This is a genomic window from Microbacterium aoyamense (assembly GCF_023155855.1).
Taxonomy (GTDB): Bacteria; Actinomycetota; Actinomycetes; order Actinomycetales; family Microbacteriaceae; genus Microbacterium; species Microbacterium aoyamense.
Window position 1 is genome coordinate 1,066,501 of record NZ_JAKNUT010000001.1, and the last position, 26,302, is coordinate 1,092,802.

At 70.7% G+C, this 26,302-nt stretch carries 21 protein-coding genes; 15 read left to right on the top strand and 6 right to left on the bottom strand.

Features of this window, described 5'->3' with window-relative positions:
- Positions 1-10: 10 nt before the first annotated feature.
- A complete protein-coding gene (locus MA876_RS05520; RefSeq protein WP_248146764.1) occupies positions 11-634 on the top strand; it encodes a TrmH family RNA methyltransferase in 624 nt (207 codons plus the stop codon).
- On the opposite strand, the gene MA876_RS05525 is transcribed toward MA876_RS05520, so the two are convergent.
- Positions 622-1,956 (bottom strand): MATE family efflux transporter, encoded by a 1,335-nt coding sequence (locus tag MA876_RS05525; RefSeq protein ID WP_248146766.1) that lies wholly within the window; start codon positions 1,954-1,956, stop codon positions 622-624. The two genes, MA876_RS05520 and MA876_RS05525, sit on opposite strands and share 13 nt — an antisense overlap.
- Before the next feature lie 75 nt (positions 1,957-2,031).
- On the opposite strand from MA876_RS05525, the gene MA876_RS05530 reads away from it, so the two are divergent.
- Positions 2,032-3,996, top strand: a complete 1,965-nt coding sequence (locus tag MA876_RS05530) for a M13 family metallopeptidase (RefSeq protein ID WP_248146768.1) — start codon at positions 2,032-2,034, stop codon at positions 3,994-3,996.
- A 34-nt stretch (positions 3,997-4,030) separates the two neighbouring features.
- Positions 4,031-4,951 carry a serine hydrolase gene (locus tag MA876_RS05535; RefSeq protein WP_248146770.1) on the top strand — a complete coding sequence of 307 codons (921 nt, stop codon included), beginning with the start codon at positions 4,031-4,033 and terminating at the stop codon, positions 4,949-4,951.
- A 274-nt stretch (positions 4,952-5,225) separates the two neighbouring features.
- Here MA876_RS05535 and purU read toward each other — a convergent pair whose 3' ends face one another.
- Positions 5,226-6,104, bottom strand: a complete 879-nt coding sequence (gene purU / locus MA876_RS05540; protein ID WP_248146772.1) for a formyltetrahydrofolate deformylase — start codon at positions 6,102-6,104, stop codon at positions 5,226-5,228.
- Positions 6,105-6,170: 66 nt separating this feature from the next.
- Between purU and MA876_RS05545 the strand changes: the two genes are divergently transcribed.
- Positions 6,171-7,166: an acyl-CoA thioesterase gene (locus MA876_RS05545; protein ID WP_248146774.1), complete on the top strand. Its 996-nt coding sequence runs from the start codon at positions 6,171-6,173 to the stop codon at positions 7,164-7,166.
- A gap of 4 nt (positions 7,167-7,170) precedes the next feature.
- Here the strand turns inward: MA876_RS05545 and MA876_RS05550 are convergent, their stop codons facing one another.
- Both MA876_RS05550 and MA876_RS05555 read right to left on the bottom strand, forming a co-directional pair.
- Entirely contained in the window at positions 7,171-8,763 is a 1,593-nt protein-coding gene (locus tag MA876_RS05550) for a peptide MFS transporter (RefSeq protein ID WP_275561833.1), read from the bottom strand.
- Positions 8,764-8,803: 40 nt separating this feature from the next.
- A complete protein-coding gene (locus MA876_RS05555) occupies positions 8,804-10,207 on the bottom strand; it encodes an MFS transporter (RefSeq protein ID WP_248147193.1) in 1,404 nt (467 codons plus the stop codon).
- Between the two features lie 115 nt (positions 10,208-10,322).
- Here MA876_RS05555 and MA876_RS05560 point away from each other — a divergent pair, with 115 nt between their 5' ends.
- From MA876_RS05560 to MA876_RS05595, 8 genes are all read left to right on the top strand, one after another.
- Entirely contained in the window at positions 10,323-11,018 is a 696-nt protein-coding gene (locus tag MA876_RS05560; protein WP_248146776.1) for a GNAT family N-acetyltransferase, read from the top strand.
- A 10-nt stretch (positions 11,019-11,028) separates the two neighbouring features.
- Positions 11,029-11,424, top strand: a complete 396-nt coding sequence (locus MA876_RS05565) for a hypothetical protein (RefSeq protein WP_248146778.1) — start codon at positions 11,029-11,031, stop codon at positions 11,422-11,424.
- 117 nt (positions 11,425-11,541) lie between these two features.
- Positions 11,542-11,706 (top strand): hypothetical protein, encoded by a 165-nt coding sequence (locus tag MA876_RS05570; RefSeq protein ID WP_248146780.1) that lies wholly within the window; start codon positions 11,542-11,544, stop codon positions 11,704-11,706.
- Between the two features lie 26 nt (positions 11,707-11,732).
- Positions 11,733-12,866 carry an o-succinylbenzoate synthase gene (menC, locus tag MA876_RS05575; RefSeq protein WP_248146782.1) on the top strand — a complete coding sequence of 378 codons (1,134 nt, stop codon included), beginning with the start codon at positions 11,733-11,735 and terminating at the stop codon, positions 12,864-12,866.
- 2 nt (positions 12,867-12,868) lie between these two features.
- Positions 12,869-13,714: a hypothetical protein gene (locus MA876_RS05580; RefSeq protein WP_248146784.1), complete on the top strand. Its 846-nt coding sequence runs from the start codon at positions 12,869-12,871 to the stop codon at positions 13,712-13,714.
- A gap of 41 nt (positions 13,715-13,755) precedes the next feature.
- Complete coding sequence (locus tag MA876_RS05585; RefSeq protein ID WP_248146785.1) at positions 13,756-15,075, top strand: alpha-hydroxy-acid oxidizing protein; 1,320 nt, start codon at positions 13,756-13,758, stop codon at positions 15,073-15,075.
- 3 nt (positions 15,076-15,078) lie between these two features.
- A complete protein-coding gene (locus MA876_RS05590; RefSeq protein ID WP_248146786.1) occupies positions 15,079-15,822 on the top strand; it encodes a formylglycine-generating enzyme family protein in 744 nt (247 codons plus the stop codon).
- Between the two features lie 14 nt (positions 15,823-15,836).
- A complete protein-coding gene (locus MA876_RS05595; RefSeq protein WP_248146787.1) occupies positions 15,837-16,214 on the top strand; it encodes a DUF4870 domain-containing protein in 378 nt (125 codons plus the stop codon).
- A gap of 12 nt (positions 16,215-16,226) precedes the next feature.
- On the opposite strand, the gene MA876_RS05600 is transcribed toward MA876_RS05595, so the two are convergent.
- Entirely contained in the window at positions 16,227-17,258 is a 1,032-nt protein-coding gene (locus tag MA876_RS05600; RefSeq protein ID WP_248146788.1) for a class I SAM-dependent methyltransferase, read from the bottom strand.
- Positions 17,259-17,380: 122 nt separating this feature from the next.
- Between MA876_RS05600 and MA876_RS05605 the strand changes: the two genes are divergently transcribed.
- Positions 17,381-18,769: a glycine--tRNA ligase gene (locus MA876_RS05605; RefSeq protein WP_248146789.1), complete on the top strand. Its 1,389-nt coding sequence runs from the start codon at positions 17,381-17,383 to the stop codon at positions 18,767-18,769.
- A 121-nt stretch (positions 18,770-18,890) separates the two neighbouring features.
- On the opposite strand, the gene MA876_RS05610 is transcribed toward MA876_RS05605, so the two are convergent.
- Positions 18,891-20,657 carry a DUF5979 domain-containing protein gene (locus tag MA876_RS05610; protein ID WP_248146790.1) on the bottom strand — a complete coding sequence of 589 codons (1,767 nt, stop codon included), beginning with the start codon at positions 20,655-20,657 and terminating at the stop codon, positions 18,891-18,893.
- A 146-nt stretch (positions 20,658-20,803) separates the two neighbouring features.
- Between MA876_RS05610 and MA876_RS05615 the strand changes: the two genes are divergently transcribed.
- A complete protein-coding gene (locus tag MA876_RS05615) occupies positions 20,804-23,560 on the top strand; it encodes an ABC transporter permease family protein (protein WP_248146791.1) in 2,757 nt (918 codons plus the stop codon).
- Entirely contained in the window at positions 23,557-26,301 is a 2,745-nt protein-coding gene (locus MA876_RS05620; RefSeq protein WP_248146793.1) for an FtsX-like permease family protein, read from the top strand. Before MA876_RS05615 ends, MA876_RS05620 begins: the two co-directional genes overlap by 4 nt.
- The last annotated feature ends 1 nt before the right edge of the window (position 26,302 follow it).

A 26,302-nucleotide genomic window follows, 5' to 3' on the forward strand; every position in this document is an offset into this window, starting at 1 on the left:
ACCTGAGCCGGTGACCGATCCGCTGCCCGAGCCCGCGCTGCCCGTCGGCGTGGGTCCGTGGGAGGGGGAGTGGCCCGACGACCCGCGCTACGACCGCGAACTCCTCGCCGCGGGCGACACGCGCAACGTCGTCGACGCGTACCGCTACTGGACGATGGAGGCGATCGTCGCGGATCTCGACGAGCACCGGCATCCGTTCCACGTCGCGATCGAGAACTGGCAGCACGACATGAACATCGGGTCGATCGTGCGCAGCGCCAACGCGTTCCTGGCCGCCGAAGTGCACATCATCGGCAAGCGGCGGTGGAACCGCCGGGGCGCGATGGTCACCGACCGGTACCAGCATGTGCGGCACCACGAGGACGTCGAGGCGTTCGCCGCGTGGGCGGCGGAGGCCGAACTCCCGATCATCGCGATCGACAACGTTCCGGGGTCGGTCGCGCTCGACCGCGCCGACCTGCCGGAGCGGTGCGCGCTGCTGTTCGGGCAGGAAGGGCCGGGGCTCTCACCCGCCGCGGTGGCCGCGGCATCCGGCGTCGTCGAGATCACGCAGTACGGCTCGACCCGTTCGATCAACGCGAGCGCCGCGGCGGCCGTCGTCATGTACGAATGGTGCCGTCGCTACGCAGGCTGAGGATCGGCACCCGCGGTGAGCCAGGCCGCGCCGCGCACGCGCCACCCGAGGGTCGCGAACCGCGCGAGCATGTAGACCCCGAAGAACGCGACGGACAGCCCCGCGAGGCCCGCGGCACCGCCGGGCTGCATCACTGCGATCAGCACGAGGACCGGCACGAAGGGCACGAGGTTGATCACTCCGGCGATCGCGAGGTACTTCGCATCGCCCGCGCCGATGAGCACGCCGTCGAGCACGAAGACCGCTCCGCAGAGCGGCTGGGCGACCGCGAGCACGATGAGCGCCGGCATGACGAGCGCGGCGATCGCGGCATCCCCTGTGAAGACGAGTCCGATGACACCCGAGAACCCGCCGACGACGGCGCCGACGGCGACGCCGAAGAGGGCACCCCACGCGAGCGTGCGGGCCAGCACGCGCCGCACGAACGGCTCGTCCCCGGCGCCCAGGCCCTTGCCGATCAGTGCTTGCGCGGCGATCGCGAGGGCGTCGAGGGCGAAGGCGGCGGTGGAGAAGATCGTGAACGCGATCTGCCAGCCGGCGAGCTCGTCGGTGCCGAGCGTCGTCGCGACGGCGACCGTCGCGAGCAGCGCGACCCGCAGCGACACGGTGCGCAGGAACAGCCAACCGCCGGATCGGGCCGAGCCGGTGAGGCCCTCGTGATGCGGGCGGAGGGATGCCTCGTGCCGGCGTGCGAGCCGCACGACGACGAGCGCGAACGCCGCGACCATGGCCCATTGCGCCACGACGGTGCCCGCCGCGGAGCCCGCGATGCCCCAGCCGAAGCCGTAGATGAAGAGCCAGTTCAGCAGGGCGTTGGCGGCGAAGCCGAACCCTGCGATCCACAGGGGCGTCACGGTGTCCTGAAGACCCCGCAGGAGACCCGTCGCCGCGAACACGACCAGCATCGCGGGCAGCCCCCACATCGACAGGCCGAGGTAGATCTGCGCCTGCTCCGAGACGGCCGGGGTCGCGCCGAAGAGGCTCACGAGAACGGGTGATGCGAACCACCCCGCGACGGCGAGCACGGCGCCGAGCCCGAGCGCGAGCCACATGCCGTCGATACCGACCGAGACCGCGCGCGACGGGTCGCCCGCGCCGAAACGGCGGGCGACGGCGGGCGTCGTGGAGTAGGCGAGGAAGACCATGAGCCCGACGATCGTCTGCAGCACGGCCGAGGCGATGCCGAGACCCGCGAGCGGCTCGACGCCGAGGTGCCCGACGAGCGCGGCGTCCACGATGAGGAAGAGCGGCTCGGCGACGAGCGCACCCAGCGCCGGGACGGCGAGGCGCAGGATGTCGCGGTTGAGCGTAGGCGCGGGCACCCGTCGAGCCTATGACCGACCTGTGACCCTTCCGCCACGGTCCGGATGTGCTGGGCGGGAGCATATCCTGGACGCATGACGGATGCCCTTCCCTCCGGCCTTCAGATCGACGAGCTCAGCGCAGAGATCAGGCCGCAGGACGACCTGTTCCGATACGTCAACGGCTCGTGGATCGACCGCACCGAGATCCCCGACGACAAGGCGCGGTGGGGATCGTTCCATCTCATCGCCGAGCAGGCCGAGAAGGACGTCTTCGCGATCGTCCAGGAGTCGGGTGACGCCGAGCCCGGCACCGAGGCGCGCAAGATCGGCGATCTGTACGCGAGCTTCATGGACACCGAGCGCATCGAGGCGCGCGGCACCGAGGCGCTCACGGACCAGCTCGCGAAGGTCGACGCGGTCGACTCCATCCCCGCGCTCCTGCGCACCGTGGGCGAGCTCGAGCGCGACGGTGTCGGCGGCATGGTCTCGGTCTTCGTCGAGCCCGATCCCGGCGACCCGCAGCGCTACGTGCCGTTCGTCCTGCAGGGCGGGCTGTCCCTCCCCGACGAGAGCTACTACCGCCTCGACAACTTCGACGACACCCGCACGGCCTATCGCGCGCACATCGAGCGCATCCTGGAGCTTTCGGGGGTCGCGGATGCCGCGGCATCCGCCGACCGCATCTTCGCGCTCGAGACCGAGCTGGCCGCCCACCACTGGGACAAGGTGAAGAACCGCGACCCGGTGGCCACCTACAACCTCAAGACGTGGGACGAGCTGCAGGCGCTCGCCGGCATCGATCTGACGCCGTGGCTCGAGGGGATCGCGCCCGACCACGCCGACGCGTTCGCCGAGGTCGTGGTGTATCAGCCGAGCTTCATCGAGGCGCTGGGCCCCATCCTGACCGAGGAGCGCCTCGAGGACTGGAAGGCGTGGCTGCGGTTCCAGATCGTGCACGGTGCCGCGGCGTTCCTCACCGACGAGATCGTGCAGGAGAACTTCTCGTTCTACGGCACGCAGCTGACAGGTGTGCCGGTCAACCGCGAGCGCTGGAAGCGCGGCGTGAGCCTCACCGAGGCCGCGCTGGGCGAGGCCATCGGCCGTGTGTACGTCGAGCGGCACTTCCCGCCCGCAGCCAAAGAGGCGATGGACGAGCTCGTCGCGAACCTCATCGAGGCGTACCGGCAGTCGATCTCGTCGCTCGAATGGATGGGCGCCGAGACCCGGGAGCGCGCGCTCGCCAAGCTCGACGCCTTCACGCCGAAGATCGGCTACCCCGTGAAGTGGCGCGACTACTCGACGCTCGAGATCGACGCGGCCGACCTCGTCGGCAACATCCGCCGGGCTCACGTCCACGAGCACGATCGCCAGCTCGGTCGGATCGGCGGACCCGTCGATCGCGACGAGTGGTACATGACGCCGCAGACGGTCAACGCGTACTACAACCCGCTCATGAACGAGATCGTGTTCCCTGCGGCGATCCTGCAGTATCCGTTCTTCGACGCCGAACGGGATGCTGCGGCCAACTACGGCGGAATCGGCGCCGTCATCGGCCACGAGATCGGCCACGGCTTCGACGATCAGGGCAGTCAGTACGACGGCGACGGGTCGCTGCGAGACTGGTGGACCGAGGCCGACCGCGAGGCGTTCACCGCCCGCACCGCGTCGCTCATCGAGCAGTACAACGCGCTCGTGCCCCGCGGACTGCCCGACGAGAACACCGTCAACGGCGCGCTCACGATCGGCGAGAACATCGGCGACCTCGGCGGTCTGGGCGTGGCGATCAGGGCGTACGAACTGCACCTGAACGGTGAAGACGCACCCGTGATCGACGGGTTCACCGGCATCCAGCGCCTCCTCCTGTCGTGGGGGCAGATCTGGCAGCAGAAGGGTCGAGATGCCGAGACCATCCGCCTGCTGACGGTCGACCCGCACTCGCCCAACGAGTTCCGCTGCAACCAGATCGTGCGCAACATCGACGCGTTCTACGACGCTTTCGGCGTCACCGAGGGCGATGCGCTCTGGCTCGACAAGGATCAGCGCGTCTCGATCTGGTGATCCGTCACCCACTCCCGTGAAAGGAGTCCTGCGCATGGGCAACCCCCCTGAGCCCGCGCGTGACACCGAGCCGCTCCGCAGTTCCCGGCGCGGCAACCGTCGTCTGCCGCGCCGCGCGGCGATCGGGCGCCGGTCGTTCACCTCGACGCTGCGAGCGCTCGAAGAGCTGGCAGCGTCCGGCGCGAAGATCTCGGTGCGGATCAACGACCTCGATCGCGGCACGACCGTGCTCGCCGGCGATGACTTCGTGACGTTGCCGGTCGGCGGCGTGGGTGTCGTGCCGCTCCTCATCGAGGTGGCGGCCGGTTTCGAGTCCGGCCTCCTCGACCCGCTCGAGATCATCGATCGCTCGCAGGTCGAGCCTGTCGCCGTCGCGGGGGTCTGGCAGCACCTCAAGGCGCCGGCTCTTCCGCTGTCGGACCTCGCGGTGCTGACGGCATCCACCGGCGATGCGCTCGCCGCCAACGCGCTGCTCGCCCGCGTCGGGCTGCCCGCCGTGCGGGCGCGGATCGAGAGTCTCGGCCTGTCGCGCGCAGCGCTGCTCGACCGGTTCCGCGACGAGCGCGGGCCGGATGACGCGCCCCACTTCGCGCTCGGGTCGACCCGCGAACTGGCCGAGGTCTTCGCCGCGCTCGTGAACTCGCAGGCGGTCTCGGCCGGAGTGAGCGCGCAGGTCGCTGAGTGGCTCAGCCTCAATCACGACCTCTCGCTCGTCGCGGCTGCGACCGGGCTCGACCCCTTCTCGCACGAGAACGACGAGCACGGCCTGCTGTTCATCAACAAGACGGGCCGCGACGACGGCGTCCGGGTCGAGGCCGGTGTGCTCGCCGGGCCTCGCGCGGGGGTGTCCTACGCACTGATCATCTGCTTCGACGACCTGTCGATCCTGCACCGCATGCGCGCGCACGACGCCTTCCGCGTCCTGGGCGTCGACCTGATGGAGTACGTCTTCTAGAACTTCCGGTCCACACGCTTGCGGGTGGGGGTGTGCGCGGGAGCTCACGTGCGGGAGGTGCGAGCCCGGGCGGGTGTGTCGCCCGCGCAGGTTCTCTCTCCAGGCTGTTGAACTTCCGGTTCACACGCTTGCGGGCGGGGTCGGTGGGGGTGTGAGCGGGAAGTTCAATGGTCTGACCGGCCGACTCGATCGGCCGCGACACGCCGGGGGTGTGCCACTGCGCACACTCCGGTTCGGCGACTGCGCCCGCCCCGAGGCGGGTCAGGGCGACGGTTCAGAAGACGATCGTGTGGTTGCCGTGACGGATGACGCGGTCCTGCGCGTGCCACAGCACGGCCCGCGAAAGCACCTGGCGTTCGACGTCGGCGCCGCGACGCGCGAGCTCGGCGACGGTGTCGGCGTGCGTGACCCGGATGGTGTCCTGATCGATGATCGGCCCCTCGTCGAGGTCGGTCGTGACGTAGTGCGACGTCGCGCCGATGAGCTTGACGCCGCGCTCTTTGGCCTTCTTGTACGGCTCGGCGCCGATGAAGGCGGGCAGGAACGAGTGGTGGATGTTGATGACCGGCACGCCGAGCTTCTCGAGGAAGTCGGGCGAGAGGATCTGCATGTAGCGCGCCAGGACGACGAAGTCGACGTTGCCGACGAGCAGCTTCAGCAGCTCCGCCTCGGACGCGCTCTTGTCGGGCCCTGAGACCGACGGCACGTGGAAGAACGGCACGCCGAACGAGCGCACGGTCTCGGCGGCCGTCGCGTGGTTCGAGATCACCATCGGGATCGACACGGGCAGGTCGCCTCGGCGGTGCCGCCAGAGCAGGTCGAGGAGGCAGTGGTCCTGCTTCGACGCGAGGATCGCCATGCGCTTGGGCACCGACTGATCGGTGATCGACCACTCCAGGTCGAAGCCACGCCCGAGGGTTTCGGCGAGGTCGGCCTCGATCATGGGCAGCGCGCCCTCGAGCCCCGGACGGTGGAACACGACGCGCTGGAAGTACGCGCCGCCGGTCGGGTCATCGGAGTACTGGTCGAACGCCACGATGTTTCCCTGATTGCGGGTGATGAGCGCCGAGACGGCCGCGACGATGCCGGGCTTGTCGCTGCCGTGCACGATGAGGCAGGCGTGGTCGGGCAGCAGTGTCGGTGAGACGGCCATGCCTCGATTCTGCCGTGTCGCGGAGGATGCGGGTGCCGCGGCATCCGTCATCGCTACGCTGGCCCCGTGAGCACAGCCGCCACTCCCGCCGCCGGACACGAGGATCGCGTGACGTTGCGCTTCCTCGCGACGCCCGCCGACACCGCCGAGGGCGGGCGCTCCGTCGCCGCCGGCAGCGTCATGGAATGGATCGACAAGGCCGGCTACGCCTGCGCTGTCGGATGGGCGGCGGCGTACTGCGTCACGGCGTACGTCGGGAACGTCCGGCACCGGCGCCCGATCCCGCCCGGCAGCCTCATCGAAGTGGTCGCGCGCATCGTCCACACGGGCCGCACGAGCATGCACGTGGTCGTCACGGTCTCGTCGGCCGAAGTGAGCGCGCCGCTGTACACGCCCGCGACGACCTGCATCCTCGTGTTCGTCGCGAAGGACGCCGATGGCCTCCCGAAGGAGGTCCCGCCGTGGTCGCCGCAGTCGCGGTCGGACCGCAAACTCGCGCAGCTCGCCCTCGACCGGAGGGGGCCGCGTGACGAGATCCGCCGCATCATGCTCGCGGAGGAGTACACGGATGCCTCGGCCGCGCCGCGCACGACTCTGCGCTTCCTCGTGCCGCCCGGCGTCGTGAACTGGGGCGGCAAGGCGCACGGCGGCACCGTCATGCGCTGGATCGACGAAGCGGCCTTCGCGTGCGCGACCGCGTGGACGGGCGATTCCGGCGGCGACCCCGTCGCGGTCTACTCCGGCGGCATCCACTTCCTCCGCCCGATGCGCATCGGCGACCTCGCCGAGATCGAGGCGCGCATCATCCACACGGGCCCGCACAGCATGCACCTCACGGTGCAGGTCTGGGGTGCCGACCCGCGCACGCCGGACGATCGCAGCCTCACGACCCTGTGCATGACGGTGTTCGTCGTCCCCGACGCGAGCGGATCCGCGGCGAGCGTCCCGCAGTGGATGCCCCAGCTCGACGAGGATCGTCGCCTCGAGGAGCACGCGCAGCGGATCATCGCGCTGCGAGAGCTGATCACGCCGATCCCGGCATCCCTCGCCCTCGACCCCTGAGGGTCTACCGGACGCCCTTCATGAGCGCGAGGACGGGCTTGACGCACAGCAGCAGAGCGATGCCGAGCGCGATCGCGATGAGACCGAGGATCGTGAAGTACGGCGCTTCGTTCTTCGGGTCGTAAAACTGCGCGCACCAGCCGGCGATCGAGGTGCCGAGGGCGATCGAGAGGAAGTACAGCGCGACCATCTGCGTGTGGAACTTGCGGGGAGCGAGCTTGGTCGTGACCGAGAGTCCCGGGGGCGAGATGAACAGCTCGGCGATCGTGAAGACCAGCAGGATGACGACGATCGCGAGCAGCGGCGTGCCGTTCACCCCCGTCGCGACGAACGGCAGGAACAGCAGGAACGCGGCGCCCATGATCATGGCACCGAGCGAGAACTTCACCGGCGCCGATGGAGCACGCGTGCCGAGCTTCGTCCAGATCGCGGCGAAGACGCCCGAGAGGATGATGACGAAGATCGGGTTGATCGAGTTGACCCATGAGACGGGCATCTCCCACCCGAAGATCTCGCGGTTGAGCCGCTGGTCGGAGTAGATGGTCAGCACGGTGAACTGCTGCTGATACAGCGACCAGAAGCCGACGTTGACGATGAACAGCGGGATGAAGCCGAGGACGCGAGAGCGCTCGGTCGCGTCGATCTGCCGCGACGAGACGATGACGAAGAAGTACGCGATCGTGGCGAGCAGCGTGATGATGATGACGATGGATGCGAGATTGTCCGCACGGATGACCCCGAGCAGCACGAGTGCGACGATGACGGCGAGCCCGGCGAGCGCGGCGCCGATGAAGACGGCGTAGCGGTTGCGGGGGAGCGGGTTCGAGATGACGCTCGCCTCTTTCGGCAGCTGCTTGCGGCCGAAAGAGTACTGGATGAGTCCGATCGCCATACCGACGGCGGCGGCGCCGAAGCCCCAGTGGAACCCGAGGTTCGTCTGCAGGAGGCCCGTGAGGAGCGGGCCGAGGAACGCACCGAGGTTGATGCCGAGGTAGAAGAGCGAGAAGCCGGCGTCGCGCCGGGGGTCCTTCGCCGAGTAGAGCGTGCCGACGACGGCGGTCGCGTTGGCCTTGAGGCCCCCCGACCCGATCGCGACGAGAATGAGCCCGACGCCGAGTCCCCACACGCTCGGCAGCAGCGCGAGACCGATGTGGCCCGCCATGATGACGATCGCACTGATGAAGAGCACCTTCTCGGAGCCCAGGACGCGGTCGGCGAGCCAGGCGCCGAGGATCGTGCAGAGGTACACGGTTCCGCCGTACGCCCCGACGATGCCCGTCGCGACCGTCTGGTCGATGCCGAGGCCGCCCTGCGCGACCGAGTAGTACATGTAGATGAGCAGGATGCCCTGCATGCCGTAGAAGCTGAAGCGCTCCCACATCTCGACACCGAAGATGTGCGCGAGCGCCCACGGCTGTCCGAAGAAGCGCGTGTCGTGGTCGCCTTCGACGTCGTCGGCGCTCGTCGCCGCGGCGTCCGTGCCGCTGGACGCTTCCGCGATGGTGCCCGTCGGCGTCGAACCGGCGGGATCGCCCGCGGCCGTCGCGCCTTCGGGGGGACCGACCGGCACCTGCTCGGGCTCGTCGCGCTCGCTCATGGGGTCAGGCTAGCGCGGTGCGCGTACCGCGCGGGAGAGGCTACTCGGGCAGTGACGGATGCCGCTCGTGCGCGTCGCGGCGGCGTGGGATGAACAGTGCCACGACGAGCGCGACCACCGCAGCTGCGCCCCCGAGCACGAACGAGAGCGTGAACCCCTGCGTCGTCGGCACGGGGACGCCGTCGAAGTCGACCGCGTACGACGCCAGCACGGCGCCGATCACCGCGGCGGCCGTGCTGGTGCCCAGTGAACGGAACAGCGCGTTGAGTCCGTTCGATGCACCGGTCTCGCTCTGCGGCACGGAGCGCATGATCAGCATCGGCATCGAGGCGTAGCCGAAGCCGATGCCGAAGCCGATCAGGATGTTCGCGACGAGGATGTGCCACACCTCGGACGACAGCACCAGCGTGAACGCATAGGCGGCGATGAGCGAGGCCGCACCCAGGATGAGCAGGAGCTTCGGCCCTGTGCGCCGGGCGATCCGCCCGGCGACCGGAGAGAGGAGCATCATCACGATGCCCGACGGCATGACGATGAGGCTCGCGGCCAGGAGCGACAGGCCGAAGCCGGCGCCCGTCGCGACGGGCAGCTCCAGCATCTGGGGGTACACCACGTTCGAGGCGAAGAGCGCGAAGCCCATGGCGATCGATGCGATGTTGGTAAGCAGCACAGCGGGGCGCGCCGCAACCCGCAGATCGAGCAGAGGTTCGTCGATCCGCAGCTCGTACCATCCCCAGACCAGCAGGACCACGGCTCCACCGCCTCCGAAGGCCAGTACGGCCGGCGACGCCCAGCCCCATTCGTTGCCGCGCGAGATCGCGAGAAGGATGCCGATCAGTCCGACCGCGAGCCCCGCAGCGCCCAGGTAGTCGAACCTGCCGGCCGTCCGCAGCACGCTCACGGGCACGATCCACAGCACCAGCGCGAAAACGACGACACCCAGGCCGGCGGCGACCCAGAACAGCACGTGCCAGTCGGCACGCTCGGTGATGACAGCGCTGATCGGCAGACCGAGAGCACCGCCCACTCCGAGCGTCGCGCTCATGAACGCGATCGCCGAATCGACCCGGTCTTCGCGCAGCACATCGCGCATGATCGAGATGCCCAGCGGCACGACGCCCACGATCGCTCCCTGCAGCGTGCGTCCGACGATGATGCCGACGATCCCGGGCGACAGCGCGGCGACGATCGAGCCGACGATCATCACCGCTACCAGGACGAGCAGGATGCGGCGCTTGCCGTACATGTCGCCCAGGCGTCCCGAGATCGGCGTGATCACGGCGGCGGCCAGGAGCGTGGAGGTCACGACCCACGCGGTGTCCTCGCGGCTCGCGTTCAGCAGCTCAGGCAGCTTCGACTGGATCGGCACCATGAGCGTGAACATGAAGGATGACGCGAGCCCCGCCGTCGCGAGGACTGCGACGATCGCGCCCTGCGGCGGCATCCGGGTGAGGCGTCTGCGTGCGTCCTCATCCGATCCCATCCTTCGAGGCTATCGGTGCCCGAGCGCGCGAGGGCGGCCCGGTCGGAACCCCCTTCGCGAGTGCGAGACTGGGCGTATGGGCATCGACATCCGTCCGCTCGACACGGTCGAGGACGTCTTCACCGCCTCGGCCGTGCTCGCCGACGTCTGGGGCGGCGACCGCTCGGGCATGCCCCCCAATCTGCTGCGGGCGCTCGCGCACTCGGGCAACTACGCCGTCGGGCTGTGGGACGAGGGCCGCATGGTCGGGGCATCCGTCGCCTTCTTCGCCGCGCCCGCGGCCCGCTCCATGCACTCGCACATCACGGGGGTGCTGCCGGGGCTCCAGAGTCGAGGACTCGGGCGGGTGCTCAAGCAGCATCAGCGCGAGTGGGCGCTCGCGCGCGACGTCGGGCACATCACCTGGACCTTCGATCCACTTGTCGCCCGCAACGCTCACTTCAACCTCCGCGTGCTGGGCGCGCGCGTGACCGAGTACCTCGTCGACCACTACGGACCCATGGACGACGGCGTCAACCGCGGCGACGAGTCCGACCGGATCATGGTCTCGTGGGCGCTCGCCGCTCCGCCCGTCGCGACGCCGTCGCTCGACCGGGTCCTGGCATCCGTCGCCGTCCCGCGCGACATCAGCGAGATCCGTCTGGCATCGCCGACGGATGCCGCGGCATGGCGCACGCGCGTGCGCGACGCGCTCGTCGGCCACCTCGCGGACGGCCTGACGATCGGCGGGTTCGACGACGACCTGGGGTACCTCCTCGTCCGGCCCCGCTAACGTGGATCGGGTGATCACCGCCGAATGGACACCGCACCGCCGCGACGACCGGGAGCTCCTGGGCTGGATCCGGCCCGAAGGCGCGGATTGGGTGGCCGTGGACCTGCTCGGGCGCGAGGCCACCGGTCCGGTCGAGTGGCTGGATGCCGAGGACGCCCTCGAAGCCGGCGGGCTCGCCTGGCTCGCAGAAGTGTGGATGCTCGAGACCGACGACGGGGCCATCCGCGTGCGGATCGCCGAAGTCACCCCGCCGGGGCGCCCCGGAGATGCGGGCCGTGTCGTCGTCCACAGTGACGACTTCGGCTCGGTCGACGTGCCCTACACGCGCTATGAGCTCGCCTGGCCCGCACCGGCCGAGCTGCGCCACAAGCGGCCGGGCGAGGCATCCGAACTCCAGAATTTCTGAACTCGTCGGTATCAGAGGGAATCCGATCGACTCCTTCTCTCCGAAGTCGCGTTATGGAACGCGCATCGCGCCGTCTCATGGATGACGTGAAAGGAGAGGCTCATGAAGGAGTCCACGATGCGAGAAGCACTCGAAGAGCTCATCGCCGCCATGACGTCGTCGCGCTCGCGCGCTCGCCGCGCCCGTACCGAGGGCATGCCGCGCAACCTCCGACCGCACCGCACGCGTTCGACGTTCGTGCCCTCGCCCGACGTGACGCTCACGTCGCACCTCGCGATCTGACGCGACCTCGGGGCTAGCCTGAGGGCATGCCCATCGCCCGACCCGCAGCATCCATCGCCCTCGAGGGATTCGAGCTGCGCGTGCTGCATCTGCCGCTCGTCTCGCCCTTCACGACCTCGTTCGGCACCGAGACGGTGCGCGAGGTCATCGTCGTCCGGGCGCTGACCGCGGACGGTGACGGATGGGGCGAGATCGTGACGCAGCGCGAGCCGACGTACTCGAGCGAGTACACACAGGGCGCGTGGGATGTCGCGCTCAGGTTCCTCGGGCCGGCGCTGCTCGATCGGGGGCGACTTGCGCCCGAGGAGATCCCCACTGTCCTCGAGCCTCTGATCGGGCACCGCATGGCCAAGGCCGGGCTGGAGCTCGCGGTGCTCGATGCCGCGCTGCGCGCCGAGGGGCGCGCGCTCGGCGAGTACCTCGGCGCCGCACGCGACCGGGTGCCGTCGGGGGTGTCGGTCGGGATCCAGCGCGATCCCGCGGCTCTCGTCGACGCTGTCGGCGGGTATCTCGACGAGGGCTACGTGCGCATCAAGATCAAGATCAAACCCGGCCGCGACGTCGCCGACACGGCGGCCGTGCGCGACGCGTTCGGCGCGATCCCGCTGCAGGTCGACGCCAACTCGGCCTACACCCTGGCCGACGCCGCGACCCTCGCCGAGCTCGACCGGTTCGATCTGCTGCTGATCGAGCAGCCGCTGCAGGAGGACGACCTGGTCGACCACGCGGCGCTCGCCCGACAGCTGCGCACCCCCGTGTGCCTGGACGAGTCGATCACCTCGGTCAAGGCCGCCGCCGACGCGCTCGCGCTGGGCTCGGCATCCATCGTCAACATCAAGGCCGGACGCGTCGGCGGCTATCTCGAAGCCGTCGCGATCCACGACCTCTGTGCGGCCGCCGGTGTACCCGTGTGGTGCGGGGGCATGCTCGAGACCGGCATCGGTCGGGCGGCGAACGCGGCGCTCGCCGCGTTGCCCGGATTCACGCTGCCGGGCGACGTCTCGGCCTCCGGCCGGTTCTACCACCGCGACATCGTGACGGAGCCGGCAGTGCTCGAGGACGGCCATGTGCGCGTGCCGACCGGTCACGGCCTGGGCGTGGAGATCGACCCTGTCGCGCTCGAGGACTTCACGGTCGCGCGCGAGACGATCCGGCGGTAGCCGTGCGGCGCGCGCTTCGGGGATCGACGGTCGTCGGCGTCGTCGCGATCCTCGCGGGCTGCGCGGTCGCTCCGGTCGGCAACGGTCCGCCACCAGACGGGGTGACCGTCGAGTTCGTCCAGCTGCGGTCGGACGTCGCCGCCCGCCAGGCGCAGGTGCAGGTGCGCAACGACACAGACGAGGCGATCGAGATCGGAGCCGTCCACGTCGCCGATGCCCGCTTCGAGGGCGACGCCATGCGGGTCATCGAGGGTCGTACGACCAGCGTCGCCCCCGGCGGGACGACCGACATCCGCATACAGCTTCCGCCGATGAACTGCGACGTGACCGAGGGCTCGATGTCGGTGCTCCTCGAACTCGACGACCATGCGGTCGAGGCGCCGCTGCCCGACGCGCTCGACGTCATCGCACCGCTGCACGAGCGCGAGTGCCTCGCGGCGCAGGTGAGGGACGCCGCATCCCTCGCGTTCACGTCGTTCGAGCCGTCGCCGGCCGGGGAGCCGGCGACCCTCGTGCTCTCGGTCGAGCCGACGGGTGAGGGATCGGCCGAGGTGATCGGCATCCAGACGACGAACCTGCTGACCTTCGCGGCTGCGGCCGGGATGACGGCCGACACGTATCCGCTCGAACTCGAGATCACCCCGACATCCGACGCGATCGGGATCGCGCTGCCGCTCGTGCCGCTCCGTTGCGATCCGCACGCCGTGCAGGAGGACAAGCGCGGCACGGTGTTCACCCTCGAGGTCGCCCTCGACGGCGTACCAGGCGAGATCGAGCTCGCGGCGTCCGAGGAGATGCGCGGGCAGATGCTCACGTGGGTCGCCGATTGGTGCGGCTTCGGCGGCTGAGCGATTCTCGTAGGCTGGGCGGCTCTCGTAGGCTGGGCGGCATGAGCAGTGTCGCTCCCCAGGACCCCGCCGCCGCGCGCGGCATCTCGCGCCGCACCCAGTCCGAGATCTATCGCGCCGGCATCAGCGGTACGAAGCCGCTGGTGCCCGTCGACTCCGACGCGCTCGAGGCGGCCGCCGGCAAGGCGCTCAGCGCTGAGGCGTTCGCGTACATCGCGGGCGGCGCGGGTGCCGAGCGCACGGTCGCCGCCAACCGGGCGGAGTTCGGCCGGTGGCAGCTGTGGCCCCGACCCCTGCGCGATGTCTCGGCACGCGATCTGTCGATCGAGTTCCTCGGAGCCACGCGCCCGACACCGCTGCTGCTCGCACCCCTCGGGGTCATGGAGATGGCGCACCCCGAGGCAGACCTCGCGGTCGCGCGGGCAGCCGCATCCCTCGGCATCCCGTACACCCTCTCGAACCAGGCCTCGTTCCCGATGGAGGAGGTGCGGGATGCCGCGCCCGCCGGATCGCGGATGTTCCAGCTCTACTGGTCGGCGTCGGACGAGCTCAACGCCTCGCTGCTGCGGCGGGCCGAGGCATCCGGGTGCGAAGCCATCGTCGTGACGCTCGACACCCATCTGCTCGGCTGGCGCACGCGTGACCTCGACCTCGCCTACCTGCCGTTCACGCGAGGGATGGGCATCGCGCAGTACACGAGCGATCCCGTCTTCCAGCAGTTGGTGCGCGAGCGCGCGCGGGCAGCGACGCCGAGCGATGCCCCGCCCGTCAAGATCACGCCCAAGGCCGTCGCGGCGGGCGTGACGATCGCGCGCAAGGGACGCGCGCTCACCGGCGCGGGCCTGCGCGACAGCCTGCGGTCGCCGCTGCCGCGCGCGGCGGTCGAGACGTTCCTCGACGTGTTCTCGACCCCCGCGCTGACTTGGGGCGACCTCGCGAAGGCGCGGGAGTGGACGAGCCTTCCGATCATCCTCAAAGGCATCGTCCACCCCGACGATGCGATCGCGGCACTCGATGCGGGCGTCGACGGCATCTGGATCTCGAACCACGGCGGACGCCAGATCGACCAGTCGGTGCCGACGCTCGCGGTGCTGCCGACGATCGCCGAGCGCGTCGCCGGACGCGTGCCGATCGTGTTCGACTCGGGGGTGCGACAGGGATCGGATGCCGCCATCGCGCTCGCCCTGGGGGCCACCGCCGTCGCGATCGGCCGCCCGTACTCGTACGGCCTGGGAATCGCGGGCGAGGCCGGCGTTCGCGAAGTGCTGCGCAACCTCCTCGCCGAACTCGACATCACGCTGGGGCTCTCGGGCGGCACGAGGATCACCGACCTGGACCGGGGAGTTCTGCGCGAAGCTTGAGCAATGGTCGACATCGAGCTCGCGCGCATCCCGGCGGGAGGCATCGAGCTGCGCGATGCGCGTCGCAAGGTTCGCCGCACCGTCGAGCTCGAGCCGTTCGAGATCGGCGTCTTCGCCGTCACGCAGGAGCTGCTCGGTGAGATCCTCGGCATCACCGCCTCTCATCCGCGACGACCGGCCGTCGATGTGAGCTGGCTGCGTGCCGTGCACTTCTGCAACGCGGCGTCGGAGTGGGAGGGCCTCGACCACGCCTACTCGTTCGACGGCGAGGACGTCACGTGGCACGTCGACTCCGACGGCTATCGCCTGCCGACCGAGGCCGAGTGGGAGTTCGCGTGTCGCGCAGGTTCGACGGGTCCGCACTACGGACCGCTCGCCGAGGTGGCGTGGACGGCCGGCGACGGCGTGAGTGCGCCGCAGGACGTCGGCGGGAAGCTGCCCAATCTGAACGGTCAGTTCGACACGCTCGGCAACGTGTGGGAATGGTGCTGGGACTTCCTGGATCCGGCGCGCTACGACGACTACCGCGTGTTCCGCGGCGGGGGCTTCGCCGACGACGCGTGGAGCGTGCGGGCGTCGGTCCGCCGCGGTGGCGGGCCCCGGATGCACCACGACGACGTCGGCGTGCGGATCGCGCGGGGCGGCTTCGATGCTCGGGATGCCGCACAGGGCTGGTCGGCGAAGGCAGACCGTGAGCGCGCCCTCTTCGACGGGCCCACGCCGCCCGGATGGACTCCGCAGCGCTGAGTAGGCTGTAGCCCGTGACCACGCCACCGCCCTACTACCCGCCCCCGTACGGCGGCGGACCGCAGCCGCTCTCGCCCAGTGACGAGAAGCTGTGGGCGACGCTCATCAACCTCGGCGGGCTGCTGTTCGGGTTCCTCGCGCCACTCATCGGCTACCTCGTGCTGAAGGACCGCGGCCCGTTCGTGCGTGCTCACGCCGCGACGGCGCTGAACTTCCAGCTGACGCTGATCATCGCCTACATCGCGGGGTTCATCCTGACCTTCATCGTGATCGGGATCTTCGTCATCATCGCCGCGTACGTGCTCAACATCGTGTTCTGCATCGTCGCCGCTGTGAAGGCCAATCAGGGGCAGTGGTACACCTACCCGATGTCGATCCCGTTCGCCAGCTGAGCAGGTCTGCGCTCAGCGCGTGAGGGTGTAGAAGCGGAACGCCGAGAAGCCGTCGATCGGCAGCACGTCGACATCGCGGAACCCCGCCTGCCGCGCATAGCGCTCGAGCGTGGCCGGGCGCATGACGGTGCCGGTCGCCACCGAACCCGGCGCCGACATCGAGTCGGGCAGGCAGAGGAAGAGGCTGTACCCGTACATGACGCGCTCGACCTCGTCGCCGTCGGGCGCGAAGGCGTCGGCGACGGCTTCGTCCATGACGACGACGACGCCGTCCGGCTTCACCGCCTCATGCATCGCCGAGAGAACCCGTACCGGATCGGGCATGTCGTGGAGCGCCTCGAAGACGAAGGCCGCGTCGTAGGGGCCGGCGAGCTGTTCGCCCGCCGTGACGGCGAAGGTGACGGCATCCATCCCCTTCGCGTGTTCCTTCGCCGCCGCGATCGACGGTGCGTCCACATCGAGCCCGTCGATCCGGGCATCCGGGTAGGCGCGCGACAGCGCGATCGTCGACCAGCCGTGACCGCAGCCGATGTCGGCGATCCGTGCGCCCGGGCGCGAGAGCACGTCGTGGACGTGAGGGACGGATGCCAGCGCCCCAGCCAGCCGGGACGAGAACCAGGGGCGGTTGACGTCGCCCTGCGCGTCGCGCGCATCCGCGCCGAACTCCGACCAGCCCACGCCTCCGCCCGTGCGATACGCGTCCAGGAGGTCGGGCAGCCGCATCGCGGCCGCCGCCACCATGCGCGCGAGCGGCGCCGAGTACACGAGCGACGAAGAGTCCGCGAGCGCCGCGGCGTGGGCAGGCGGCAGCGCGAACGTACCGTCCGTCTCGATCAGGATGCCGGCGACCGCCTGCTGCTCGAGCCACTCCCGCGCATAGCGCGCGTGCATCCCTGCGGCGTCGGCGAGGTGATCGACGGTGCGCGGCCGCTCCGCGAGCAGTCGGTAGAGGCCCAACCGATCGCCGACGTAGATCGAGAGGATCTCGAAGCCGCCGATCACGCGTGCGAACACGGCGTCCGCGAAGTCCGATTCGTCGTCCATGAGGCCTCCTCGTCGACGCGCCACATGGTAGTCCTGTGGGGCCTGGCGCAGAAGGTGCGCCGATAGACTTGAGGGATGCCGGGCTCTCCGGCGCACACCCCCTCCCGACCATTGGAGCCACCGTGGCCGAGCAGTCCCGCCTCGACAAAGTCATCGCCCTCGCCCGCCACCGCGGGTTCGTCTTCCAGGCCGGTGAGATCTACGGCGGGTCCCGCTCCGCATGGGACTACGGTCCCCTCGGCACCGAGCTCAAGGAGAACATCCGCCGCCAGTGGTGGCAGACGTTCGTCCGCGGCCGTGGCGACATGGTCGGCCTCGACTCGTCGGTCATCCTGCCCAAGCGCGTGTGGGAGGCATCCGGTCACGTCGCGACCTTCACCGACCCGCTGGTCGAGTGCCTCAACTGCCACAAGCGCTTCCGCGCCGACACCCTCGTCGAGGACTTCGAAGCCCGCAAGGGTCGCAAGGCCGAGAACGGTCTCGCCGACGTGCCCTGCCCCAATTGCGGCGTCAAGGGCCAGTACACCGAGCCCAAGGCGTTCTCGGGCCTCATGAAGACCTATCTCGGCGTCGTCGACGACGAGTCGGGAGTGCACTACCTGCGCCCCGAGACGGCGCAGGGCATCTTCATCAACTTCGGCAACGTCGTGACGGCGGCGCGCAAGAAGCCGCCGTTCGGCGTCGGCCAGGTCGGCAAGGCGTTCCGCAACGAGATCACCCCCGGCAACTTCATCTTCCGCACGCGCGAGTTCGAGCAGATGGAGATCGAGTTCTTCACGCCGCCCGCCGAGGCCGGCGAGTGGTTCGATCACTGGGTGCAGGCGTGCTGGAACTGGTTCGTCGACCTCGGCATCGACCCCGCGAACATGCGCCAGTTCGACGTGCCGAAGGAGGACCGCGCGCACTACTCGGCCGGCACGATCGACGTCGAGTACCGCTTCGGCTTCACCGGCAAGGAGTGGGGCGAGCTCATGGGCATCGCCAACCGCACCGACTTCGACCTCACGAGCCACACCGAGGCATCCGGTCAGTCGCTCACGTACTTCGACCAGGCGTCGGGCGAGCGCTACACCCCGTACGTCATCGAGCCGTCGTTCGGCCTCACGCGCGCCATGATGGCGTTCCTCGTCGACGCCTACCGCGAAGAAGAGGTGCCCAACGCCAAGGGGGGCACCGACACCCGCACGGTCCTCGCGCTCGACCCGCGTCTCGCGCCGGTCAAGGTCGCCGTACTGCCGCTCTCGCGCAACGAGAACCTGTCGCCGCTCGCGCGCTCCGTCGCCGACGAGCTTCGCGGCCACGGGTGGAACACCGACTTCGACGACGCCGGCGCGATCGGCCGCCGCTATCGCCGCCAGGACGAGGTGGGCACGCCGTTCTGCGTCACGGTCGACTTCGACTCGCTCGATGACAAGGCCGTGACCGTGCGCGATCGCGACACGATGGCGCAGGAGCGCGTGCCGCTCGACGGGCTCGTCGCGTTCCTCTCGGAGCGCCTGCGGGGCGCCTGACCGCACCAAGACCGGAGGGCCTGCGCGCAGCGATGCGGCAGGCCCTCCGGCGTTGCCGGGATGGGTGTCCCGGCGGACGGGTGCGGACGACTCTGGGGATAGATGCCGGCCGCACCCGGGTCTACTCGGTGCGGCGGCGCGAGCCGCGCACCGCGAAGGCGATGACGCCGGCGGTCAGCAGCACGGTGGCGATGCCGACGATCGGCAGCAAGGGGCCGCCGCCCGTGAGCGCGAGACCGGTCGGGCCGTCGGTGAGCGGCAGTTCCGCAGGCGGCTCCGGATCTGTCGGGTCGGTGGGAACCGTCGGGTCCGTCGGATCGGTCGGTGCCCCGTCGTCCTCATGCACGAAGCGGTTGTCGACGGTGATCCGCGCCGTCGCCCCCTCGGCGATCGTGACGGGGGCGCCGGCCTCGAAGCCGTCCCACCTGAACGTGTCGTCGGCGAAATCGCCGGCGAGGGATGCCGCATCCTCACCCGTCACGGAGCACTCGGCGCCGACGGGCAGACCGTCGACGACGGCGGACGTCGAGATCGACACGTCCGCCCTGCCGGTGGCTGCGGGAATCCCCTCCAACGTGCAGGCGTAGTCGATCGAGAACACGCGCTCTGCGCCGCCGGTGTAGCCGACGGCATCAGTCCCCTGACGGGGTGTGACGGTCTTGGCGATCTCGAGCGCACCGAGGGCAGGCTCCACCACCGTCGCGTCGGTGTTCGTGTACGTGCACACGATCGGGTCGGCCGCCTCGATGGAGCCCGGGAGAGTGAGGCTCGCGCCGGTCGCGATGGGCAGAGCGACACCGTCGCCGTCGACGCACGCGAGGCTCGTGAAGCTCCATGGCGTCGCCGCGGTGTCCTCGGTGATCGTGATGGTCTCACTCTCCACGAAGTCGTGGGAGATGGATGCTGCGCCCCCCGCGCCGACGGCGGTCGGGGCGAGCGCGAAGCTCGAGGCCCAGAGCGACCCCGCGACATCGCTGGTCGAAGTGAATGTGAACGACGGGATCGCGGCGGTCGCGATATCCACCGTCTTCACGATCGTGAGCGAGCGCACGCGCTGGATCTCGGCGTAGAGGCACCCGTACGTCGAGGTCTGTTCGACCGTCTCGAAGCGGTTCACCGCCATACCCGACTCGGCGAGCGTCGGCGCGCACGAACCATCGGCACGGGGCGCGGTGAAGCCTGAGACGACGAGCGTGTAGCGGTCGCCGTCCGGACCCGTGAAGGACCGATCGCCGATCGTGCCGGTGAACTCGAGCACGTCGTTGTTCGCCGGGTTCGATGCGGGCTGGGCGTTGTTGGGCGTCTCGTTCAGCATCCATTCGTATGGCAGCCGGAGCCCGAGCAGGTTCACCTGCATCGTGCCCCGGAACCAGTCGTTGGCGAGCGTGCGCAGCGGGTTGTTGCGGTGCACCATGCGGCCGACATTGAAGGTCGTGCCGGTCTCGATCGAGGCGATCGCGGCGGGCTCGAAGCCGACCGCGCTCTGCGCAGACAGGTCGAGCTGTGCGGCGCCGCACGCCGTCCCGGTGCTGCCGTGCGCCGAGTAGGCGATCGAGCCCGGCGAAACGGCCCCAGAGCGTCCGTCGGTGAAGGCCGCGGCGGCCGTGCCCGGGTCACCCCCGGGGTTTGCGATCGGACCACCGGTCACGGTCGCGGCGGCAGAGCCGTACCGGGCGCAATCGACGAGGTCGGGCGCCGCAGCGCCTTGTTCGACGCCGGTGTGACCGATCATCTCGGCGGTGATCCCGGCGGGCACGGCGACCGTCGCCGCCGACGCGGGCACCGCGGTGAAAGCGATGGCTGACCCGGCCAGAAGGACCACGGCGGTCGTCGCGGCCGCGCGACGAATCGTGAAAGGCGCGCGCGGACGCGCGTTGGAATACTGCATTGAACGTTCCCCCAAAGCGGCCCCCCGGCCGCCACTCCCGCCGCCTCACGCCCCAGATCGCGGAACGGCTTGACCTATGAGACGGGCGCAGCGCGGTTCTATTACGCGAACCGGTGAATCCGAACCCTGTGCGAGACTCGACGGACGTGCTGTCTCCCCGGGCTGCGACGCAGGAGGTCATGTTGACGACGTGGGCGCTGATGCTCGCGCGCGCACGCGCGCGTGCGGGCACGCTCCTCGCCCTCGTCGCGACGGTCGCCGTCCTCGTCCTCGGAGTCTCGGCGGTGATCGGCGCGATCGGCTCGGCTGTGCGCGCCGCCGTCGTCGCGGCCGTCGACGCCGCTCCCGAAGAGGACCGCGCCGCGATTCTCACCATCCCGGCATCATCGGATCCCGACGCGCAGCAGGACGCCGCGACCGCGCTGATCTCGCGGCTGTTCGGTCCGTCGCTGATGGTCGACCCGCTTCCCGCGACCGACGGCGGCGCGCTGCGATGGCAGCTCACGGTCGACCCCGACGGACTCGACCCGTGGGGAGTCCCGACCATCGCCGCCGACCTCGAGCGTCTCGACCTGGCTGCCCGGGCGGTCGACGGTCTCGCGCCGCAGGGCGCGTCCGTCGACGGCGGCCTCGCCGCGACGCTGACCGCCGCCGCCGAGGGGGTGCGGGCCGTCCAGACGGTCATCCCGGTTCCCCTCGCGCTCATCGCGATCGGCGGCATCCTCGCGACGCTGCAGCTGGCCCGCCTGCTCGGCGACGGGCGCGCCGGAGAGGCGACGCTGTTGCGCGCGCGGGGAATCGCGCCGCGGGCGGCCCGTCGGGCGGCCGTGACGGAGCTCGTCACGGTGACCCTCGTGGGCGCCGTCCTCGGCTGGATGCTCGCCGCCGTCCTCGTGACACTGCTCGCCGGATGGTCGGCGGCCGTCTTCCTGGCGGCCCTGCGGGCAACCTGGATCATCCCCCTCGTCGTCGTGTTGATCCTGGGCCCGATCGCGGGCGGTGCCGCGCATCGTGCCGCCGATACGGCAGCCGAGCCGCGCGGCGGTCGCTCGCGCGCGGCGGTCACGGGCCTCAGCGCCACCCTCCTCGTCCTCGCCGCGGGTTTCTTCGTGTGGCAGCTGCGCGGCCTGTCCGAGACAGGGACGCCGGATGCCTGGGGTTTCGTCGTGACGGCCGTCGCGCCCGCGCTCGCACTGGCCGCGGCATCCGTCCTCGTCCTCACGCTCTTCGCCCCGCTCGCGCGCATCGTCGCGCGAGGCGCCGCCCGCGGACGGGGCTTCGCCGGGGTGTTCCCGGCTCGCATGGTCGCTCGGCACCTCGGCGCCTTCGGCGTCGTGGTGGCGCTCGTCGCCCTCGGCGCGGGCGGTGCCGTCATGGCGGGCGCGTCGATCTCGACGTGGGAGCTCGTGTCGGCGCAGGCGGCGCAGCTGCGGGCCGGCGGCGAGGCCCGTGCGGTCGCAGGAGTCGAGCGGGTGTCATCGGGTGACGTCGCCGAGATCGCCGCGCGGGCCGATGCGGCCGCCGTGCTCTCGTACGCCGGGGCCGTGAGCGACATCGATACCTCGCTCGTCGCGATCCCCGATGCTGCTGTCGGCGCGGTCGTCTCCCCGCTCCCCGCGGCAGGGATCGATCCGTCTGCGATGGCGGGGCAGCTCGCCCATGATCCCGTGGGTGCTGCCCTCTCGGCTGACGCAGACCGGCTCACGGCGACCTTCGGGATCCGGGGGAGTGTCGAGAGCAGGCTCGTCGAGTCCGAGGACGGCGATTTCGTGTTCACACCCGAAGGCGAAGTCCTGACGGAGGAGTTCTTCGCGCTTCCCGAACTCGACCTGCTCGAAGCGGACGCCTGGGTCGTCGACGCTCTCGGAACGCCCATGCGCGTCGCGCTCGCCCTGTCCCTCGATGCCGACCCGAACGTCGCGGGTGAAGGGGTCCTGACCGCCGATGGCGCCCTGCCCGACGGGGCGGCGCCGTGGACGCTGGTGGGGTTGCGGGTCGGGTACCGCAACAGCGCCGGCTCGCAGACGCCGACGCTCACGCCTCTCGCGTTCACGACGGGCGCCGGTGCCGAGGTGCCGTGGCCGTCGGAGGAGCCCATCCTGCTGGGCGACGGGGTCGACGTCACCCTCATGACGTTCGCGCCGGTGCCGGATGCGGTGCCCGCCGTCGTGTCGACGACGCTTGCAGACGCGTTCGGTCTCGACGTAGGCGATGTCTACGATCTCAAGCTCGCGCGCTCGAGCCGAGTCATCCCGTTCTCCGTCAGCGGCTTCGTCGACGCCGTTCCCGGCGCCACGGGCGACGCCGCCCTCATGCTCCCGCTCGGAGCCGTGACGCAGAGCCTCTTCGCCTCGTCGGGATCCGCGTTGCGCGGCGACCAGGTATGGGCTGCGGGACCGGATGCCGTAAGCGCGCTCGGAGCGGTGTTCGGCGCCGACGCCGTCGATGACGGGCGCCCGAACAGCGAGCTCACGTCGTCGCTCGCCGCGGCCTGGTGGACGGCGACCATCATCGGCGCGCTGCTGGCGGCCGTCGCGATCGTCGCGTCGACGACCGCCCTCGCGCGGCGGCGCGCGTCGGACGTGTTCGTCCTGCGCGCGCTCGGCGTGACGCCCGCTGCGCAGCGGCGCAGTCGATTCCGAGAGCTCGCCGGTGTGGCCGCGGGTTCCGCCGTGGCAGGTGCCGTGCTCGGCGGAGTCGTCGCAGGGCTGACGCTGCCCGCGCTGACGCTCGCCGCCGTGCCCGGCACGCCTGTCGTGCTGGCCGCAACGGTCGCCTGGGGATGGCTGCCGCCGATCGCGGTCGCCATCGTCCTCGTGTCCGCGGTCGCCCTCGCCACCATCGTCGCCGGGCGGCTCGTCGCGCATCAGAGTCGCGCCGGACGCGTGCGGGAGGCATCGTGACGGTGTCGACGTGGACGGGACTGCGAGGGCGGATGCTGCGCACGCGCCCGGGCGGGCCGCTGCTCGTCGCGGCGCTCTGCCTGGTCCTCGCCGGGATCGCAGCAGGGGTCCCGGCCGCCCTTGCCGTCCTCGGTGATCGGACGGTGCGGGACGCCGCCGATTCGCTCTCCCCGGGAGTACGCGATCTCGAGGCGACGGCAGCGGGCTTCCCGATATCGGGATCGGGGAACGCCGACCTGCCGGACGACGTCGCCGCTCAGTGGGGCCAGTTCGACGCCGCACTCGAGCGCATCCGCGACGAGATCGGCGCCCCGCTCGAGCCGCTGCTCGACCGAGCGCAATACGTCGCGCGTACGCAGAACACGTTCGGCATCGAGGGCGGCGACGAGCTCAACAACCTCGCGCTGGCCGTGGACCCCCGCTACGACGATCGCGCGGTGCTCGTCGACGGCGCATGGCCGACGGCGCCCGAGTCGCTGCCCGGTACGCAGGGGCTCGGCATCACGTCGATCGAGGTCGCCCTGTCGGAGCGCACCGCCGAGGAACTGGAATGGGGTGTGGGCGAGGTGCGAGGTGCCGACGGACCCGCTCCCATGGTGCTCTCGGGAACGTTCGAGGCCGCGCCGGGCTCGGACGACTACTGGTACCACGTCCCGTCGGTGCTGACGCCGCGCATCTGGATCGACGACGCGGGGCGTCACGTCGACGCGACGGCGTTCCTGAACCCCGTCGCGCTCGGCATGCTGCAGGGCTGGCAGGGCACGACGAACGTCTGGTATCCGCTGTCCGCCGACGAGATGGCCGCCGCCGATGCTCCGGAGGTCGTCCGGCAGCTGCGGACCTTTACGGCCAACGCGCATCCGGTCGCCTCGCAGTCCGCCGGGCTCGGCGGGGTGCTGACTCTGAACTTCCGGACGACGACCACGGCGACGATCGAGTCTGCACTGGCCACCACCCGTGCGATGGCGGCGGTCGTGGCGATCACGGCATCCGCTCCCGCAGGAGTCGCCGTCGCGGTGCTGGCGCTCGCGTGCCGCATCGTGGCTCGCGATCGCCGATCCGCTCTCGCACTTCTGGCGGCGCGCGGGGCGTCCGGCACCGAGATCCGCTCGACGCTCGCGCTGCACGGAGTCGTGTACGGCGCAGCGCCGGCTCTCGTGGGTGCGGCGGTCGTCCTCGGCGTCGGCTTCGCCGCCGGCATCCCCCTCACCGTCGTCGGAATCGCCGGCCCCCTCGTCGTGGCGGCGCTGCCGGTCGCCCTGTTGTGGTTCACGCCGCCTCCTCCCGCCGGACTGCGCGAGGAGATGAACGGGGATGCCGCGTCCTCCCCGGTGCAGCGTCGCCTCCGGGTCGCGCTCGAGGCCGTCATCGTCGTCGTGACGCTCCTGGTGACGGGGGCGCTCGCGAGCAGTGCGATCGGCGGAGCCCGCGTCGGCTCTGCCGGCGCACGGGCCGCGGGGGCTGGAGCCGACCTGCTCGTCGCGGCCGTCCCGCTGCTGTGGGCGCTCGTCGGCTGCATCGTCGCGCTGCGGCTGTATCCGCTGCCGCTCCGCGCGCTCTTCGCTCGGCTGGCTCGCGGGCCTTCACTCGTCGGGTTCCTCGGCGCGGCGCGGACACTTCGCGAACCCGCGGCGGGCGTCGCTCCCGTCCTCGCGCTTGTGATCGGTCTGTCGTCGGCCGTGACGTCGGGCGTCCTGCTGGGGTCGATCCAGCACGGGATCGACGCGACCGCGCGTGCCGAAGTGGGGGCGGATCTGCAGGTGGCGCGCGCCGACCTGACCCCGTCGATCCTCGACGAGGTGCGCGACATCGAGGGCGTCGAGGCGGTTGCGGGCATCGCGTCCGCCCCCGGCGGGTACGTGCGCGCGGTCAGGGATCTCACCGTCGTCACGATGCTGTTCGCCGATCCGGCGGAGGTGCTCTCGGCACAGGACCCCGGCTACCCGCTCATTCCGAGCGGTGCGGACCTCGCGGCGGAGGGGACCACCATCCCCGCCGTGCTCTCGGAGCGCGCGGCCGAGTCGATCGACGGGGCGACGGAGGTCACGATCGAGGGCGCGCCGTCGACGATCGAGGGCGTCGCCGCGGCATCGGCGCCGCAGGGCATCGGTCCGAACTGGGTCCTGGTCGACGAAGCACGGGAAGACCGGCTCATCCCCCAACGGACGCCCGCGCTGACAGCGGCGATCGTCGCGCTGGCTCCCGGAGTCGATTCGAGTGCCGTCGCGGCTGCCGTGCGCGGCATCGTCGGAGACACGGCGGATGTCACGACACCCGCGCAGCGCGCGGCCGAACTCTCTTCGAGCACCGGGGTTCTCGCGATCCGCGTCGCGCTCATCGCGAGCACCGTCGGCGTCGCCCTGCTGGGCGCCCTCACCGTGATGCTCACTCTCGCGCTGGGCGCGCGCGGCCGCGACCGGCTGGTCGCCCTGCTGCGCGTGCTGGGTGCACCGCCCCGCGCGGCGCGCGGTCTCGTCGCGTGGGAGCTCTGGCCCGGTGTCGTCGCCGCGATCGTCGTGGGAACCGGCGTCGGGCTCGCGCTGCCCGCCCTGCTGCTGTGGGCGGTCGACCTGAGCGCCTTCACGGGAGCGACCTCGCCCGGCTATCACCTCGATCCTCTGCTGCTGGCGGGGGCGATCCTCGGGTTCATCGCGGTCACCGCGGGGTTCACCCTGATCGCGCTCGCGCTCTCGCGCCGCGTGCGGGCGGCTTCGCTCCTGCGCACGAGTCAGGAAGGATGAC